Source organism: Kineococcus rubinsiae (assembly GCF_011839805.1).
GTDB classification, from domain to species: Bacteria; Actinomycetota; Actinomycetes; order Actinomycetales; family Kineococcaceae; genus Kineococcus; species Kineococcus rubinsiae.
The window spans coordinates 22,301-39,255 of sequence record NZ_VWPY01000040.1 but is presented as its reverse complement, the minus strand read 5'-3'; the positions used below and the strand labels follow the sequence as shown (position 1 = coordinate 39,255).

Below are 16,955 nucleotides of genomic sequence, written 5' to 3'. Positions count from 1 at the left end.
GCGGTGGCCGTCGCGGCCGCGTGCGCCGAGGCCACCGCGCGAGGGGGCACCGCCCTGCCGCGAACGCGCGTCGCCTGGCGGTGAGGCACAGGACGCCGGCCCGGCGGGCGACGGAGCGCGGCGCAACCTCGCCGCGGGCCCGCCCCCGGGGAGCGCGCCGGCCGACGCGTCAGGTCAGGACGGTGAGAACCACCGGGCCTCGTCCATGGAGCGGCAGCTCCCGAGCCGACCGGTCAGGCACCGGCCAGGCGGTCGAGCCAGTCACCGAACAGCGCCCGTTCGTGGGGGGTCAGCACCGTCGTCGTCTCGAGGTCGGCCTTGAGCTGCATCGCCGCCCCCGAGCGCTTCCGGCGCGCGGACGCGGGGGTCTTCGCCAGGATCGTCGACAGCACCGCTTCCAGGCCGCGCTCGGACAGGCGCGCGTCGCGGGCGTCCTCCGGCAGGGCGATGAGGGTGAACACCACTCCGGAACCGACCGCGCGGAGCACGTTCACGGCGTCGGCGTTCGGCAGACCGAGGTATCCGGCGAGGGCCGCCTGGTCGATGAGCGTGCGCAGGATGGCGTCGATGGCCTGTCCCGCAGGGGAGTTGAACCCCGGACGGCCACCGCCGTAGGCGATCGAGTAGAGCTGCGGGTTCTCGACGCCCCACTGGACGTGCATGTCCCAGCCCTGGCGCAGGGCGTCGATCGGGTCCGCCCCCGGTTGCCAGCCCTGCCAGCCGGAGAGGTGCTCGGCGAAGCCGTGCGCCGCGACGGCGTCGAGGAGGCCCAGCTTGTCGCCGAAGATCCGGTAGAGCGTCGGCGCCTGGATCCCGACGGCGGAGGTGACGGCCCGGGTCGAGACCGCGTCACGTCCCCCCTCGACCAGGAGCCGCAGGGCCGCGTCGAGGATGCGGGTGCGCATCCCGCGTCAAGCGGTCGCGGACGGCATCCGGGTGACGTCCCGCGGCGGTCAGTCGATCCAGATCGCGACGTCGTCGAAGACGTGCTGCCCCGCAACGCCTCCGGTGCTCGCCGCCGCGGCCGCGACGGCGTCCAGCTGCGCCGGCGTCATGGGCAGCGGGGCCTCCCCGTCGTGCCGCGTCGAACCCCGCGGGTGGTCCACGCCCGGCACGTCCGACATCTCCACGTGCGCGCCGAGCAGGTGCTCGGCGCCCGTCCTGCGCACCAGGTCCTGCAGCAGCGACAGCGACCGCGTGAACGCCGGGAAGTCGTCCACGTAGAGGCGGCCGGGGTAGACCGTGTCGCCCGTCAGGACCGCCCGGGTGGCCGCGTCGTGCACCGCGATCGACGTCTCGTGGTGGCCCGGGATCGCCACGACGTCGAGGATCCGGCCGCCGAGGTCGAGGTGACCGCCCGCCCCGTCGGCGCCGAGGCCGAAGAACGCGTGCACCGCGGCGACGTCGTGGCCCACGACGACCGTGTCCGGGCGGTCGGCGAACTGCCCGTCGCCCGCGACGTGGTCGCCGTGGGCGTGGGTGTGCGCGACGACGAGGCCGTGGCCGGGGTGCGGGTGCTGCTCCAGCCACGCGGCCACGAGCGCGTCGACCAGGGCCCGCAGCGGACGCGCCTCCAGGTCCGCGGTGGCCCCGGTGTCGAGCAGCAGCGCGCGCTCGGCGCCGAGCAGGAGGTAGAGGAACGGGGCCTCGAAGTGCGTCGTGATGCTCTGCCGCAGGACCACGGTGGCCTCGTCGGCCCGGTGGACCTGGAACGCCGGCTCCGGCCCGCCCGACGTGCCGGAGTGCCACGTGACGTCGAGGTCGAGGGGGCTCACGCGCAGCAGGCTAGGGGGGCGGGCGCGGGCCGGGGGTGATCTCACCGCGCGGTGATCGCCGAGCGTGCCTACGGTGCGGGGGCCGGGTCACCGGCGTCGACCGTCGAGAAGGAGCGGGCATGTCCATCGCAGACAAGGCCAAGAACGTCGTCCAGCAGACCGTGGGGAAGGCCGAGGAGGCCGTCGGCAAGAAGACCGACGACGCCGAGCTGACCGCGCAGGGTCACAAGGACCAGTCGATGGGCGAGGCCCGTCAGCACGTCGAGAAGGTCAAGGACGACGTCCAGGACCACTGATCCGCTCGTCGAGGGGCCGGTTCCGCACCGCGGGGCCGGCCCCTCGTCGCGTCACAGGAGCACGTGCTCCGCGGAGAAGGTGCCGTCGGCGGACGTGACGCGCCACGTGCGCACGTCCTTGCCGCCCGCGTCGCCCATCTTCTCGTGGACCGTCGCGCCGCCCTCGGACAGCTCGCCGACCCCGACGACGTCGTGCTGGTGCTCGCCGCGGCTGACGTGGAAGGAGACCTCGCCGGTGAAGTCCTCGAAGGCCCGGGGAGGGGTGCCGGCGACGTCGTCGACGACGTAGCCGATCCCGGACACGATGGGTGCGGAGTGCAGGTCGCTCATGAGGTGCTCCGGCCTGGTGGTGGTGCGTGGGCGCCCCGGACGGGGGTCCGGGACGCCTGCAGTGTGGAGGCTCGGGGCCCCGCTGCACAGGGGTTCGCGCACGTCCGCGGCGCGCCGGGGACGACAGGCCGCCCGGGCGGGCCGTGAGGTCTGTCACGACAGGCTGTCGTAGACCCCCTGGGGCGCGCGCACGGCCCGGGACTTGCGACACTGGACGTCGTGACCGCGTCCCCTCCCGTCCCCTCGGCGACCGCCCCAGCGACCTCACAGGCCCTGTTCGAGCGGGCCGGCCGGGTCATCCCGGGTGGCGTGAACTCCCCGGTGCGCGCCTTCCGCGCCGTCGGCGGCACCCCGCGCTTCGTCGCGAGCGCCCGCGGGCCGTACCTGACGGACGTGGACGGCAACGAGTACGTGGACCTGCTGTGCTCGTGGGGGCCGATGATCCTCGGCCACGCGCACCCCGAGGTCCTCGAGGCGGTCACCGCGGCCGCGCAGCAGGGCTTCTCCTACGGCACCCCGACCGAGCGGGAGGTGCTGCTCGCGGAGGAGATCGTCGCGCGCGTCGAGCCCGTCGAGCAGCTGCGCCTCGTGAGCTCCGGCACCGAGGCGACCATGAGCGCCATCCGGCTCGCCCGCGGCTTCACCGGCCGCCCCGTGATCGTGAAGTTCGCCGGTCACTACCACGGCCACGTCGACGCGCTGCTGGCCGCGGCCGGCTCCGGGCTCGCGACCTTCTCGCTGCCCGACACCCCGGGCGTCACGGGTGCCTCGGCCGCCGACACGATCGTCCTGCCCTACAACGACCCGGCGGCGCTCGCGGAGGTCTTCGCGGCCCACGGCGACCGGATCGCGTGCGTCATCACCGAGGCGGCCGCGGGCAACATGGGCGTCGTGCGCCCCGACCCGGGCTTCACCGCCGAGCTGCGCCGGCTCACGCGCGAGCACGGCGCCCTGATGGTCTCCGACGAGGTCATGACGGGCTTCCGCGTCTCCGCGGCCGGCTGGTACGGCTACGAGGGCCTCGGTGCGGAACACGCCCCGGACCTCCTGACCTTCGGCAAGGTCATGGGCGGCGGCTTCCCGGCCGCGGCCTTCGGCGGCCGCGCCGACGTCATGGCGCACCTGGCGCCCGCCGGGCCCGTCTACCAGGCCGGGACGCTGTCGGGGAACCCCGTCGCGACCGCCGCGGGGCTCACCACGCTGCGGCTGTGCACGCCCGAGGTCTACGCGGCCGTGGACCGCACGGCCGCCGTCGTGCGCGACGCGGCCAGCGCGGCCCTCGCCGAGGCGGGCGTGGCGCACGTCGTGAACACGGCGGGCAGCATGTTCAGCCTCTTCTTCACCGGCCTGGACGAGGTCCACGACTACGACCAGGCCCGGCAGCAGGACCTCGGCGCCTTCCGCGCCTTCTTCCACGCGATGCTGGACCGCGGCGTGCACCTGCCGCCCAGCGCGTTCGAGGCCTGGTTCCTCTCCGCCAGCCACGACGACGCCGCCGTGGACCGGATCCTCGACGCGCTGCCGCACGCGGCCCGCGCGGCCGCGCAGGGGAGCGGGACGCTGTGAGCGCCCGCACCGTGGTGCACCTCGTCCGCCACGGCGAGGTCTTCAACCCCGACCGGGTCCTGTACGGCCGGCTGCCCGGCTTCCACCTGTCCGAGCGCGGGTACGCCATGGCCGCGCGCCTGGGCCTGCACTTCTCCGGCCGCGACGTGGCCTCGGTGACGGCCTCGCCGCTGCTGCGCGCGCAGGAGACGGCGACGCCCATCGCGGAGGCCCTGGGCCTGCCGCTGGGCACCGAGCCGCGGATCATCGAGGCCGGCAACGACTTCGAGGGCGCCCACATCGCCGCCGGCCGCGGGTCGCTGCGCGACCCGCGCGTGTGGCCGCGCTTCCGCAACCCGTTCCGCCCCAGCTGGGGCGAGCCCTACGAGGACCAGGTCGCCCGCGTGAGCGCGACCGTGCGCGACGCCCGCGACACCTTCCCGGGCCGCGAGAGCGTCCTGGTCAGCCACCAGCTGCCGGTGTGGGTCACGCGGCTGCGCGCCGAAGAGCGCCCGCTGTGGCACGACCCGCGGCGGCGGCAGTGCGCGCTGGCGTCGGTCACGTCGCTGGAGTTCGCGGGCCGCCACCTCGTCGCCGTGTCCTACCAGGAGCCCTGCGCCGACCTGCTCGTCGGCGCCGACCCCGTCCCGGGAGCCTGACGTGCGCGTGCGCTCCCTCGCGGTGGCCGCCGTCGCGGCGACGGCCCTGCTGGCCGGCTGCAGCGGCGGCGACGGCCTGCCCGCGAGCTCGACGGTCGGCTACGTCGAGGGTGACGGCAGCTACTCCGAGATCCCCGCGGCCGAGCGCACGACCACGATCACCCTGTCCGGGACGACCGCCGAGGGCACGACGGTCGACCTGAGCACCCTGCGCGGCAAGCCCGTCGTGCTGAACCTCTGGTTCGCCGACTGCGCCCCGTGCCGCACCGAGGCGCCCGCGCTGGAGCAGGTCGCGCAGGAGTACGCCGGGCGCGCCTCCTTCGTCGGGATCAACACGGGCCGCGACGACGCCGACCGCGTGGTGGCGTTCCAGAAGACCCACGGCGTGACCTACCCGTCGCTGCTGGACGACGACGGCTCGGCGCTGCTCGCGCTGCGTGGCGTCGCCCCGCGCGCCACCCCCACCACGGTCGTCCTGGACGCCGACGGCAAGGTCGCGGCCCAGTACGCCGGCGAGATCACCGCGACCATCCTCGGCGAGCTCATCGACGGGGCGCTGGACACCGGGACGCCCGCGTGACGGGCGACCTGATGCAGACCGTCGTCGCGGGGCCGCTGGCCCTCGCGGTGCCGATCGCCGTCCTCGCCGGGCTCGTGTCCTTCCTGTCCCCGTGCGTCCTGCCGCTGGTGCCCGGCTTCCTCGGCTACGTGACGGGCCTCAGCGGCGACCTCGAGGGGCAGCGCCGCAGCCGGATGGTCGCGGGCGCGTCGCTGTTCGTCATCGGGTTCTCCGCGGTGTTCGTCCTCGTCAGCTTCACCGCGGGCAGCGTCGGGGCCGCGCTCGACGTCAACAGCCGCACGCTGCAGCGGGTCCTGGGCGTCTTCGTCCTGGCCATGGGCGCCGTCGTGCTCGCCGCGCCGCTGTGGGCGCAGCGCGAGGTCAAGGTCCGCTGGCGCCCGCGCGCGGGGCTGCTCGGCGCGCCCGTGCTCGGCATGGTGTTCGGCCTCGGCTGGACGCCCTGCATCGGGCCGATCTTCTCCGCGATCGTCGCGCTCGGGTTCTCCAGCGCCAGCAGCAGCCGCTCCACGGGGCTGGCGATCGCCTACTGCCTGGGCCTCGGCGTCCCGTTCGTCCTGCTCGCGCTGGGGTTCTCGCGCGGCATGCGCGTGCTGGCCGTCCTGCGCCGCCACCGCGTCGCCATCAACCGCTTCGGAGGCGTCCTCCTGATCGTCATCGGCGTCCTGCTCGTCACCGGAGCCTTCACCGCCGCCACCCGGCTGCTGCAGGGCCCGATCAGCGGCTTCGAGCCGGTGCTCTGATGGCGCGCACAGACGGCACCCACCTCGACGACCTGCGCGACGGCTACCGCGACGGTCAGACCTCCGACGGTCAGAGCTCCGACGGCCAGCCGCCGGCCCCGCCCACCCGCCCCGCGGCCGCCGGCGGGGCCGCGCCGCTGGCCCCGCTGGAGTTCCTGCGCTACTGCTGGCGCCAGCTCACGAGCATGCGGACGGCGCTGTTCCTGCTCATGCTGCTGGCCGTCGCCGCGGTCCCCGGCTCGACCTTCCCGCAGGAGAACAACAACCCCTCCGGGGTGGCGACGTGGATCGCCGACCACCCGACGGCCGGGCCGTGGGTGGAGCGCCTGCAGGGCTTCCACGTCTACTCCTCCGCCTGGTTCTCCGCGATCTACCTGCTGCTGTTCATCTCCCTCGTGGGCTGCGTCCTGCCCCGCGCGCGCGTGCACCTCGCCGCGCTGCGGGCCCGCCCGCCGCGCACCCCCACCCGGCTGTCCCGCCTGCCCGAGCACGCCGAGGCCGAGGTCGCGGCGAGCCCCGAGCAGACGCTCGAGGCGGCGCGGGCCGCGCTGCGCAAGCGCCGCTTCCGCCTCGACGTGCACGCCGAGGCCGGCGGGGGTTCCGTCGCGGCCGAGCGAGGGCACCACCGCGAGACGGGCAACCTGCTGTTCCACCTGTCGCTGGTCGGGCTGCTGCTCGCCGTCGCCGCGGGGTCGCTGTTCTCCTACTCGGGTCAGCGCCTCGTCACGGTCGGCTCGGGCCTGGTCGGCACGGTCGGCTCGTGGGACAGCTTCTCCGGCGGCGTGTGGGCCTCGGCCGACGACGTCCCGCCGTTCTCGCTGACGCTTGACCGGATGGACGTCGCCTTCGAGGCGCAGCAGACGACGCAGATCGGCGAGCCCCGCCAGTTCGCGGCGGACGTCAGCATCTCCGACGCCCCGGGTGAGCCGGTGCGGAAGGAGACCATCAAGGTCAACCACCCGGCCGAGCTGGACGGCACGCAGATCTCGCTGTCCGGCAACGGCTACGCGCCCGTCATCACCTACCGGGACGGCTCCGGCGCGGTCGTGAAGTCGGGGCCCGTGCCGTTCCTGCCGCAGACCGCGAACTACGACTCGACGGGCGTCGTGAAGCTGCCGGACGCCACCGACGCGGCGGGCGAGCCGGTCCAGGTCGGCCTGCGCGGGGTGTTCCTGCCGTCGGCCACGGTCGACGCGTCGGGCACGCCCGTCTCGGGCTTCCCCGACCTGGCGAACCCGCTGCTGATCATGGTGGCGTTCACGGGCGACCTCGGCCTCGACGACGGCGTGGCCCAGAACGTGTACGAGCTCGACGACAGCCGGCTCACGCAGGTGAGCGACGGCGAGGGCCGTCCCTTCGCGATCCGGCTGGTGCCGGGGCAGTCGCTGGAGCTGCCCGACGGCCTCGGCACGGTGACCTTCGACTCGGTCGAGCGCTTCGCGTCCTTCGACGTGCGGCACACGCCCGGTCAGCGCGAGGCGCTCGTCTTCGCGCTGCTGGCCGCGACGGGCCTGATCCTGTCGCTGTTCGTGCCGCGCCGCCGGGTCTGGGTCCGGGTGCGGGCTGTCGACGGGGACCCGGGCGCCAGCCGCCTCGAGGTCGCCGGGCTGGCCCGCGGCAACGACGCCGGGCTGCGCGAGGAGGTCGAGGGCGTCCTCGCCGCGGTGCAGGCCGCGACGGCCGGGGCGGCGGCGGGGAGCGTCCCCGTGAGGGACGATGGGGAGAGGGAGCACGTGGACGCAGGAACCGGACGCACGCCTGAGGAGGGCTCGTGAGCATCGACGAGAACATCGCGGGGCTGAGCAACGTCCTGCTCTACTCGGCGATGACCGCCTACCTGGGGTCGATGATCGGCTACGCCGCCGACCTGGCCGACGGCGGCAAGGAGATCCGCAGCGCCGGGGCGCGCCGCGAGGCCGCGGCCGCCGCCGCGGGCGGGTCGCCCGTGCTGACGAAGACGCGTCCCGAGGCCCCGCCGCGCCGCCGCCGCGCGGCCGCCGTGGGCACCTCGCTGTTCGTCCTGGCCGCCCTGCTGCACGTCGGCTCCGTGGTCGCCCGCGGCGTCTCGGTGCACCGGGTGCCCTGGGGCAACATGTACGAGTTCGCGCTCACGGGCACCTGCGTCGTGGCGATCGCCTACCTGATCGCGGTCGTCCGCGCCCGGCGCGCCGGCCTCGGGGGCGGGCGCGACGTCCGCTACCTCGGGCTGTTCGTCACGGCCCCGGTCCTCGCGACCCTCGGGATCGCGCTGCGCACCTTCTACGTCGACGCGGCCCAGCTCGTCCCCGCGCTCGACAGCTACTGGCTGATCATCCACGTCTTCGTCGCGATCCTCGCGACGGCACTGTCCACCATCGGGTTCTCCGCGGTCGTGCTGCAGCTCGTGCAGGAGCGGCGCGAGAAGCGCCGCGCCGCGGGCGGCGACGTGCGCGGCGGCGCCTTCATGGACGCCCTGCCCGCCTCGGTCGAGCTGGAGCGCACCGCGTTCCGGCTGCAGGCCGTCGGGTTCGTCATGTGGACGTTCACCCTCATCGCCGGCGCCGTGTGGGCCCAGGTCGCCTGGAACCGCTACTGGAACTGGGACTCCAAGGAGGTGTGGACGTTCATCATCTGGGTCGTCTACGCCTGCTACCTGCACGCCCGCTCCACGCGCGGCTGGGACGGCCGCCGCGCCGCCTACCTGGCGTGCCTCGCGTTCGGCTGCATCCTGTTCAACTACCTCGTGGTGAACATCTTCTTCCCCGGCCTGCACTCCTACGCGGGGGTCTGAGCCGTGGGCGTCGCCATGCGGTACACCGTCCTGCGCCTCGGCATCTTCGCCCTGTGCCTGGTGCTCGCCAACGCCCTCGGGGCCAAGAGCTGGCTGGGCCTGCTGATCGCCGCGGTCGTCTCCGTGCTCGTCTCGCTGCTCCTGCTGCGCCGCCAGCGCGAGGAGATGGCGGCCGCGCTGCAGCGGCGCATCGACGGCCGCATCGACAAGGCCCAGGGCCCGGCGGCCCGCTCGGGCTTCCGCCGGGGCCTCGACGACGACAACGAGGCCGAGGACCGCTAGCCCGGCGGTCCCGCGGTCAGGGACCGACCGTCAGGGCAGCGTGCCCTCGCGCAGCGGCAGGCTCGCCAGCAGGTCGGGGCGCTCGCGGTCGAGCTCGCGCAGGTCGATGACCTCGGGGACCGTGGCGCCCGAGCCGTCCTGCTCACCCGCGTCGGCCGCGCGCGCCAGCAGGTCGACGACCTGCCGGACGAGGAAGGGCTCCTCCGCGGCGGTCATCCGCAGCTCCTCCAGGAGCTGCGGGTCCGACGCCACGACGTGCTCGGTGCGCCGCCCCGCGGCGGTCGTGATGGCGGCGAGGTAGCGGTGCTCCCCGTCGGCCCGGACGTCGACGTCACTCACGCGTGCACCTGGTCATGGCGCACACCGTACGGGTCGCCCGCCGGGCCTCAGCGGCGGTAGCGGTCCACGAAGTTCCGCAGCACCCGGTGCGCGACCTCGACGCGGGTGCGGCGCAGGTCGGCCAGGACCTGCTGGTGCTCCTCGACGGGGAAGTAGCCCTCGTCGCGGTAGGCGTTCACGCGCTGGACGATGCCGTCGAGGTCGAGCTCGGGGTGGAACTGGGTGGCGTAGCAGTTCTCCCCGACGCGGAACACCTGCACGGGGCACGTCGCGGACCGCGCCAGGACGACGGCGTGCGGCGGGGGCACCGTCAGCGCCTCCTTGTGGCCGACGAACGCCGAGAACGTGTCCGGCAGGCCGTCCAGGAGGGGGTCGGCCCGGCCCGCGTCGGTGAGCGTCACGGGCACCGCGCTGATCGGCTCGCCGTAGGTGCGGTCGACCACCCCGCCCTGGTGCACGCCCAGCGTCCCGACGCCGTAGCAGGCGCCGAGGAAGGGCACGTCCTGCTCGACCACGCGGTCCAGCAGGGTGGAGAGCTCCCGCTCGACGCGCACCTGGGTGGGCGTCTTCTCCTCCTCGGGATCGCTCGTGCAGAAGGGGCTGCCGCCGACGACGATCCCCGAGTACGCGTCCACGTCGAGGTCCGGCATCGGCTCGCGCTCCAGCCGGACGCGCACCAGGTCGCCCTCGTCGAGACCCCCGCAGCGCAGCACGGCGGCGTGCTCCGCGTCCGCGACGTCGTCGTCGGCGCGGGTGGCCAGCAGCAGGAACGGCTTCACAGCGCCAGGCCGAGCGCGAGCAGGGCCCCCGTCAGGAGCTCCAGGAGGCCCGTCTGCTGCAGGACCGGGATGAGGTCGCGGCCGCCGGCGCCGCCCAGGACGGTCCGCAGCGGCCGCTGCGCCAGCACCCCGGCGAGCAGGACCAGCAGCACCCACGGGTGCCAGGGTGCGGTCGCCAGGGCCGCGACGAAGCCGCCCGCGACCAGGGCCGCGTAGAGCAGCCGGCTGCGGTGCTCGCCGATCCGCACGGCCAGGGTGCGCTTGCCGACGGCCGCGTCGGTGGGGACGTCCCGCAGGTTGTTGGCGACGAGGATCGCGCAGGCCAGGAAGCCCACGCAGAGGGCGCCCGCGAACGACTCGCCCGTGATCCGGCCGGTCTGCACGAACGTCGTGCCCATCACCGCGACGAGGCCGAAGAACACGAAGACGAAGAGCTCGCCGAGGCCGGCGTAGCCGTAGGGCCGCTTGCCGCCCGTGTAGTACCAGGCGGCGGCGACGGCGGCCGCGCCCACGAGCAGCAGCCACCAGGCGCCGGTCAGGGCGGTGACGGCCAGCCCGGCGAGGCCCGCGACGGCGAAGCAGGCGAAGGCCGCGTCGCGCACCGTGCGGGGTTCCGCCGACCCGGAGCCGACGAGGCGGAAGGGACCGACGCGGTCGTCGTCGGTGCCGCGGACGCCGTCGGAGTAGTCGTTGGCGTAGTTCACGCCGACCTGCAGCGCGAGGGACACGACGAGCGCGAGCAGCGCGGTGCTCCAGCGCACGCCTCCCGCGGCCGCGGCGGCCCCCGTGCCCACGAGGACGGGCGTGACGGCGGCCGGCAGGGTGCGGGGCCGGGCGGCCGAGACCCACTGGCCCGGGGACGCGTGGCGCCGCGGGGGTGCCGAGGGCAGGTGCACGAGGGGTTCAGACGGTTCGGCCACGAGGGTCCAGCCTGCCCCGCGGCGACCGGCGGTGCACGCGCGGGGTCACCCGGTCGGCCGTCTCAGAGCCGGCGGAGGAAGTCGTCGTCGTCGTCGGGGCCCTGCGGGGGCCGGTTCCGGGCCCGGCCGGGGCCGCCGGTGCTCGGCAGGGGGCGCCCGGCCAGGAGGTACGCGACGCCGCCGACCAGCGGGAGGACCACCACGAGCAGGACCCACGCCCACTTCGGCAGGGTGCGGACCGCCCCGTCCTCGGCCTGCAGGCAGTTGACGAGGCAGTAGACGGTCAGGGCGATGACCAGGACCACGGGCAGTGCGCTGCGCACCTCGAACGACCTCCTCCGCCGGCACCGCCTCGTGCCGTCACCCCCTAGACGACCGGGCGGTCCCCGTCGTTCCCCTGAGCAGCGTCGTTCCCCTGAGCCAGCTCGCGCAGCCGCCGGCGGTCCGGCTTGCCCGGGCCGCGCAGGGGCAGCGCGTCGAGCAGCACGAGCTGGCGCGGGGCCGCGGCCGCGGCGACCCGCGCGGTGACGAGGGCGCGCAGCCGGAGCAGGTCGGGGACGGGCCCGCCGGGGGCCGGGACCACGCAGGCGACGACCCGCTCGCCCCACTGCGCGTCCGGCACGCCGACGACGACGACCTCCGCGACACCCGGGTCCCCGGCCAGCGCCGCCTCGACGAGCGCCGGGGCCACCTTCAGCCCGCCCGTGGTGACGAGGTCGTCGAGGCGGCCCGTGACGCGGACGAGCCCGTCGGCGAGGACGGCGGCGTCGTCCGTGCGGAAGCGGCGCGGCCCGCCGGCCGGCAGGTCGAACGCCGGGTCGCCGGGCCGCCCCCGGTAGCCGCGGGCGACGACGTCCCCCGCGATCGTGAGCCGGTCGCCCTCGAGGCCCACCCGGACGCCGTCGAGGGGCAGGCCGTCGTAGACGCAGCCGCCGCAGGTCTCCGACGAGCCGTACGTGGTGCGCACGGCGACCCCCGCGGCGCGGGCCCGCTCGAGCAGCGCCGGGGGCGTGGCCGCGGCGCCCACGAGGACGGCCGCGAAGCCCGCCAGGGCCGCCGTCGCCTCCTCGCCCGCGTCGAGCAGGCGCACGAGCTGCGTCGGCACGAGGGACACCAGGCGGTGCCCGCCCGTGCAGGCCGCGGCGGCCGCGACGAAGGCGGCGGGCGTGAAGCCCCCGCTCAGGTCGACGACGACCGGCTCGGTGCCCGCCCGCACGGAGCGCAGGAGCACCTGCAGGCCGGCGACGTGCTGGGCCGGCAGGGCCAGGACCCACTGCTCGCCGCTCGCCCCCGGTGCGGGCCCGCCGGGCAGCAGCCGGTGGGCCGTCGCCGCGGCGGAGGCGCGCAGCGCGCCCGCGGGCAGGAGGGCCCCCTTGGCGGTGCCGGTGGAGCCCGACGTCGCGACGACCACCGCGGTGGGGTCGTCCTCGGCGTCCTCGCCGTCGGCCAGGGGGGTCCCGGGCGCCAGCGCCGCGGGGGGTGCGCTGCCCGCGGCGTGGGGGAGCAGGGCGTCGCCCCGCCCGGCCAGCGCCCGCGCGAGCTGCGGCAGGACGCCCAGGACCGCCTCGCCCGCGGGCACCGGCAGCGGGCGGAGCATCCGTCGGGCGACCACGCCGCCACGCTACGGCGGCCGCGCGGCGCCCGTCCCTCCCACCCGCGTGAGAAACTGACGGTGCTGGAGTGACTACGCGGAGCGTCGAAGCAGCGGCGTGCGGGTGAAGGACGGGGCCGAACGGGCCAGATCGGGCCCGATCGAGCGACTCGATCCCTGATGGACAGTGACCGCTCGTGCTCGGAGTGTCAGGATGAGCCGCGCTCGCTGGGGTGGAGGAGGTGTCTGTGAGTTCTGGGGTCCGTGACCGCCGTCCGGTGGGCAGCGTCGCCTTCGACGGTGTCGTGGCCGCGGTGGCCATCGTCGTCGCCGTCGTCGCCGTCTGGTGGTTCGCCGCCATGGCCGAGCCGGTCGACTTCCGCGACCTCGGCCTGAGCCTCCTCGTCGGCCTGCCGCTCATGCAGCTGCTCACGCGCTTCCCGTTCCCGCTGAGCGTCAGCCACTCCAGCGTCGAGATCCAGTTCGACGTCGGCGTCCTGATCTTCCTGCTGTGCTTCGTGCCACCGCACACGGCCCTGCTCGCCTGGGTGCTGTGCAGCGTGCCGACCAACCTGCTGCAGAAGAAGAGCTGGGTCAGCCGCACGTTCAACGCCTCGATCAACGTCGTCGTCGGCGCGGTCGCCCTCGGGGTGCTCGTGGGGTTGGGCGCAGACGGTGTGGTCGCGCTGAGGAACGAGTACCGGGCCGTCGCGCTCGAGGCCTCGCCGCCCGAGGCGCTGGTCGTCGGGCTGGCGATCATCGCGGTCTTCGCCGTCGACTTCGGCGTCTCGGCGCTCTCCGTGGCCCTCCAGGAGCGCACGACCCTGCGCTACGAGCTCGTGCACCCGGGCGCCTGGCTGGGCGCCTGCGCGACGATCGCCGTCGGCGGCCTCGGCTACCTGGGCGGCCTCGTCGAGGTGAAGCTCAACCTCCTCGCCGCGGTCCTGCTCGTCATCCCGCTGATCGTGACCATGCTCGCCACCCGCACCATGCGCACGTCGCGCGACGTCGCCCGCCGCACCGAGGCGCTGTTCGAGGCCGCGACCGCCCTGCACACCCAGGGCCGGCGCGCCGACCTCGCCCGCGCGCTGCAGAAGCACGCCCGGATGGTCTCGGGGACCCCCGCCGCGATGGTCCGCTCCGTGCGGCCCGGCGACGACGAGATCGGCGTGCCCGTGGTCGCGGGCGACGGCGTCGTCCTCTACGTCACGGCCCCCCGCCACCGCGACCCGCAGCACCGCGTCGCCGACCAGCGGGCGCTGGAGGCGCTGGCGTCGGTCGGCGAGGCCGCCTTCTTCCGGGTCAGCGCGAGCGAGGAGATGCACAGCCTCGCCCGCCGCGACGTCGTCACGGGGCTGCCGAACCGCCTGCAGTTCTCCGAGCGCCTCGCGGTCGAGCTGGAGCGGGCGCGCGACGCGGACCGCCTCGGCCGCCTCGTCGTGCTCTACCTCGACCTCGACGGCTTCAAGGGCGTCAACGACCGGTTCGGGCACGAGGCGGGCGACGAGCTGCTGCGCCTGGTCGGCACCCGCCTGCGCGACACCCTGCGCGGCGGCAGCACCGTGGCCCGCCTGGGCGGCGACGAGTTCGCCGTCCTGCTGCCCGACTGCAACGACGTCGACGGGCTGTGCCGCCGGGTGCTCATGGCGCTGCGGGTCGAGGTCCGCATGCGCGGGCACGTCCTGCGCGTGCAGGGCAGCATCGGCCTCAGCCGCGCCCACGCCGGCGACGACGTCGGGATGCTGCTGCGCAAGGCCGACACCGCCATGTACCGGGCCAAGGCCACGGGCAAGAACCGGTGGGTGGAGTTCCGGCCCGAGCTGCTGGAGGAGGAGATCGCCCGCCTGCAGGTCATCGAGGACCTCCAGCAGGCGCCCGCCGAGGCCTTCGTCGTGCACTACCAGCCCATCGTCGACCTGCCCACGGGCGAGGTCGTCGGGCTCGAGGCGCTGGTCCGCTGGCGCCGCGACCGCGGGCGGGGCGAGACCCCGCTCATCGGCCCCGACGAGTTCATCGGCCTCGCCGAGCGCAGCGGCACCGTCATCGCGATCGGCGACGCCGTGCTGCGCACCGTGGCCCGCGACGCGGAGCAGCTGCAGCGCCACGCCGGGCGCCCCCTCGACCTCATGGTCAACGTCTCCCCGGTGCAGCTGCGCCACGCCGACTTCACCGAGCGGGTCGCGGCCGCCGTGCGGCAGGCGTCGGCGAGCGGCTGCCGCCTGCACCTGGAGATGACCGAGAGCGTGATGATCGAGGACGACAGCGCCTCGAGCCTGCGCGACCTGGCCGAGACCGGGGCGCTGCTGACCATCGACGACTTCGGCACCGGGTTCTCCTCCCTCGGCTACCTGCGGCACCGACCGTTCTCCTCCTTCAAGATCGACCGCAGCTTCGTGCGCGACATCGCCACCGAGCCCACGGCCCGCGCGCTCGTGGAGGGCATGGTCAAGATGGGCCAGGCGCTCGACCTGGCCGTCGTGGCCGAGGGCGTCGAGCACGTCGAGCAGGCGGAGATCCTGCGGGGCATGGGGTGCCCGCTCGCGCAGGGGTACCTGTACTGCGTGCCGCTGCCGGTGGAGGAGATCCACGCACTGCTGCAGGGGCGCCGGGCGCGACCGCTGAGCGCGTGAGCCGGGCGTGACGGGGGCGGGCGCGGGGTCGGGCGCCGGGGTCCCCGTGCTGCTCCTCGCCGCGCTGGGCCTGGCGGTCCTCGTCCTCGCCGTCCTGCTCGTCCTCGTCGAGCGCCTGGCCCGCACGTCGCGGCGCCAGGTCCGCGAGCTGCAGGCCGCGGTGCACCAGCTGGAGCACGTGGAGCACCCCGACGAGCTCGACGACCTGTTGCGCGGCTGGGTGGACCGGGCGCCGGCCGGCCCCTTCGCGGGGGCCCGCGACGCCCCGGCGCGCGAGGTCCTGCAGGCCCTGGCGCGCGGCTCGCGCCGGCGCGTGGAGGCGCTGCGGCAGCTGGCGGACCTGGCCGGCACCGACCCCGTGACGGGCCTGCCCGGCGGGGCCGCGTTCAGCGAGCTCGTCGCCTCGGCCGAGACCTCCGGGGTGCTGACCGGGGGCGACGCGGCGCGCGTGCCCGACGTGGCCGTCCTGCACCTGGGGCTCGACGGGTTCCGCCGCTTCAACGCCGAGCACGGCCGGGCCGCGGGCGACGCGGTCCTCGCCGAGGTCGCGCGCCGGCTGCGGGGCTCCACCCGCGGCGGTGACGTGCTGGCCCGCCTGGGCGGCGACGAGTTCGCCGTCCTGCTGCACGAGGCCGGGGCCGCGGGGGAGGTGGCCGCGCGGCTGCTCAGCGTCGTCGCCGAACCCGTCGAGGCCGGGCCCACGACCCGCGCCCGCATCGGCGCGAGCATCGGCGTGGCCGTCGCCTCGGCGCAGGGCCCGAGCCTGCTGCGCGCCGCGGAGCAGGCCATGACCGCCGCCAAGCGCGCGGGCGGCGGGTGCCTGCAGGTGTGGGACCCGGACGCCGTCGACGCGCGCCGCGACGACGAGCTGGCCGCCGCCCGCCTCGCCCGCGGCCTCGCCGACGAGCTGGAGGTGCACTACCAGCCGACGGTGGACCTCGACAGCGGCCTCGTCACCGGCGTCGAGGCCCTCGTGCGCTGGCGCCGCGACGGCGAGCTGGTCCCGCCGGACGACTTCATCGGCCTCGCCGAGCGGCACGGCCTCATCGCCGAGCTCGGGCGCCGCGTGCTCGCGACCGCGGTCCGCGACGCGCCCGCGCTGGCCGAGGCCGCGGGCCACGACCTCGTCGTCGCGGTCAACGTCTCCGGCCCGCAGCTGGAGGACCCGCAGCTGCTGCCGGCCGTGCGGGCCGCCGTCGCGGACATCGCCCCGCACCGGCTCGTGCTGGAGATGACCGAGGGCATCCTCGTCGCGGAGGACGAGGCCACCCAGCGGGCCCTGGAGGACCTCGTGGCGGCGGGCGCGTTCCTCTGCGTCGACGACTTCGGGACGGGGTGCGCGACGCTGGCCTACCTGCGGCGCCGGCCGTTCAGCGCCTTCAAGATCGACCGCTCCTACGTGCGCGACATCGAGACCGACCGGCGCACCGCCGACCTCGTCGAGGGGCTCGTCCTGCTCGCGGTCGCCACGGGCATGGGGCTCGTGGCCGAGGGCGTCGAGACGGACGGGCAGGCCGAGGCCCTGCGCCGCATGGGCGCCCCGACCCAGCAGGGGTTCCTGCACGCCCGGCCGCAGCCGCTGGCCGAGGTCGTCCCCGCGGTGCGCCGGCTGGCCGCGCAGCTCTCGGAGCGGGCGGTCACCGGTCCCTGAGCGTCACCGGTGTCGTCCACGCGACTCCCAGCTGAGCTTCAGGAAGCGGCCGTCGTGCCCGATGTCTG

18 protein-coding genes are annotated in these 16,955 nt (G+C 75.5%); 10 read left to right on the top strand and 8 right to left on the bottom strand.

Features of this window, described 5'->3' with window-relative positions; all coding sequences use genetic code 11:
* Positions 1-233 precede the first annotated feature (233 nt).
* Both F1544_RS16920 and F1544_RS16915 read right to left on the bottom strand, forming a co-directional pair.
* Positions 234-905 carry a TetR/AcrR family transcriptional regulator gene (locus tag F1544_RS16920; RefSeq protein ID WP_167587296.1) on the bottom strand — a complete coding sequence of 224 codons (672 nt, stop codon included), beginning with the start codon at positions 903-905 and terminating at the stop codon, positions 234-236.
* 48 nt (positions 906-953) lie between these two features.
* On the bottom strand, positions 954-1,775 hold the full coding sequence (locus F1544_RS16915; protein WP_167587295.1) for an MBL fold metallo-hydrolase: 822 nt from the start codon (positions 1,773-1,775) through the stop codon (positions 954-956).
* 119 nt (positions 1,776-1,894) lie between these two features.
* Between F1544_RS16915 and F1544_RS16910 the strand changes: the two genes are divergently transcribed.
* On the top strand, positions 1,895-2,071 hold the full coding sequence (locus F1544_RS16910) for a CsbD family protein (RefSeq protein ID WP_167587294.1): 177 nt from the start codon (positions 1,895-1,897) through the stop codon (positions 2,069-2,071).
* A 51-nt stretch (positions 2,072-2,122) separates the two neighbouring features.
* On the opposite strand, the gene F1544_RS16905 is transcribed toward F1544_RS16910, so the two are convergent.
* Entirely contained in the window at positions 2,123-2,401 is a 279-nt protein-coding gene (locus F1544_RS16905; RefSeq protein ID WP_167587293.1) for a hypothetical protein, read from the bottom strand.
* A gap of 219 nt (positions 2,402-2,620) precedes the next feature.
* Between F1544_RS16905 and hemL the strand changes: the two genes are divergently transcribed.
* Genes hemL through F1544_RS16870 form a run of 7 tightly spaced genes read left to right on the top strand, consistent with a single transcriptional unit; the run spans position 2,621 to position 8,977 of the window.
* Complete coding sequence (gene hemL, locus F1544_RS16900; RefSeq protein ID WP_167587292.1) at positions 2,621-3,967, top strand: glutamate-1-semialdehyde 2,1-aminomutase; 1,347 nt, start codon at positions 2,621-2,623, stop codon at positions 3,965-3,967.
* Complete coding sequence (locus F1544_RS16895) at positions 3,964-4,605, top strand: histidine phosphatase family protein (protein ID WP_167587291.1); 642 nt, start codon at positions 3,964-3,966, stop codon at positions 4,603-4,605. Before hemL ends, F1544_RS16895 begins: the two co-directional genes overlap by 4 nt.
* 1 nt (position 4,606) lies before the next feature.
* A complete protein-coding gene (locus F1544_RS16890) occupies positions 4,607-5,185 on the top strand; it encodes a TlpA family protein disulfide reductase (protein WP_167587290.1) in 579 nt (192 codons plus the stop codon).
* Positions 5,182-5,925, top strand: coding sequence for a cytochrome c biogenesis CcdA family protein (locus F1544_RS16885; protein ID WP_308470139.1), 744 nt, complete (start codon positions 5,182-5,184; stop codon positions 5,923-5,925). Before F1544_RS16890 ends, F1544_RS16885 begins: the two co-directional genes overlap by 4 nt.
* Complete coding sequence (gene resB, locus F1544_RS16880; RefSeq protein ID WP_167587289.1) at positions 5,925-7,700, top strand: cytochrome c biogenesis protein ResB; 1,776 nt, start codon at positions 5,925-5,927, stop codon at positions 7,698-7,700. The genes F1544_RS16885 and resB overlap by 1 nt, the downstream gene beginning before the upstream one ends.
* Positions 7,697-8,695, top strand: a complete 999-nt coding sequence (ccsB, locus tag F1544_RS16875; protein WP_308470138.1) for a c-type cytochrome biogenesis protein CcsB — start codon at positions 7,697-7,699, stop codon at positions 8,693-8,695. Before resB ends, ccsB begins: the two co-directional genes overlap by 4 nt.
* A 3-nt stretch (positions 8,696-8,698) precedes the next feature.
* A complete protein-coding gene (locus tag F1544_RS16870; RefSeq protein ID WP_167587288.1) occupies positions 8,699-8,977 on the top strand; it encodes a DUF4229 domain-containing protein in 279 nt (92 codons plus the stop codon).
* A gap of 30 nt (positions 8,978-9,007) precedes the next feature.
* On the opposite strand, the gene F1544_RS16865 is transcribed toward F1544_RS16870, so the two are convergent.
* The 5 genes from F1544_RS16865 to menE form a co-directional block, all read right to left on the bottom strand.
* Positions 9,008-9,316 (bottom strand): hypothetical protein, encoded by a 309-nt coding sequence (locus F1544_RS16865; protein ID WP_167587287.1) that lies wholly within the window; start codon positions 9,314-9,316, stop codon positions 9,008-9,010.
* Positions 9,317-9,363: 47 nt separating this feature from the next.
* Positions 9,364-10,095, bottom strand: a complete 732-nt coding sequence (locus F1544_RS16860) for a glutamine amidotransferase (RefSeq protein ID WP_167587286.1) — start codon at positions 10,093-10,095, stop codon at positions 9,364-9,366.
* Positions 10,092-11,015 carry a 1,4-dihydroxy-2-naphthoate polyprenyltransferase gene (locus tag F1544_RS16855; protein ID WP_308470137.1) on the bottom strand — a complete coding sequence of 308 codons (924 nt, stop codon included), beginning with the start codon at positions 11,013-11,015 and terminating at the stop codon, positions 10,092-10,094. Before F1544_RS16855 ends, F1544_RS16860 begins: the two co-directional genes overlap by 4 nt.
* A 62-nt stretch (positions 11,016-11,077) precedes the next feature.
* Positions 11,078-11,338, bottom strand: coding sequence for a PLDc N-terminal domain-containing protein (locus F1544_RS16850; protein WP_167587285.1), 261 nt, complete (start codon positions 11,336-11,338; stop codon positions 11,078-11,080).
* 44 nt (positions 11,339-11,382) lie between these two features.
* Complete coding sequence (gene menE, locus F1544_RS16845; RefSeq protein ID WP_167587300.1) at positions 11,383-12,612, bottom strand: o-succinylbenzoate--CoA ligase; 1,230 nt, start codon at positions 12,610-12,612, stop codon at positions 11,383-11,385.
* A gap of 242 nt (positions 12,613-12,854) precedes the next feature.
* Between menE and F1544_RS25895 the strand changes: the two genes are divergently transcribed.
* Together F1544_RS25895 and F1544_RS16835 are read left to right on the top strand one after the other, a co-directional pair.
* Complete coding sequence (locus F1544_RS25895) at positions 12,855-15,236, top strand: putative bifunctional diguanylate cyclase/phosphodiesterase (RefSeq protein WP_167587284.1); 2,382 nt, start codon at positions 12,855-12,857, stop codon at positions 15,234-15,236.
* A 7-nt stretch (positions 15,237-15,243) separates the two neighbouring features.
* Positions 15,244-16,887: a putative bifunctional diguanylate cyclase/phosphodiesterase gene (locus F1544_RS16835; protein ID WP_167587283.1), complete on the top strand. Its 1,644-nt coding sequence runs from the start codon at positions 15,244-15,246 to the stop codon at positions 16,885-16,887.
* Positions 16,888-16,955 lie beyond the last annotated feature (68 nt).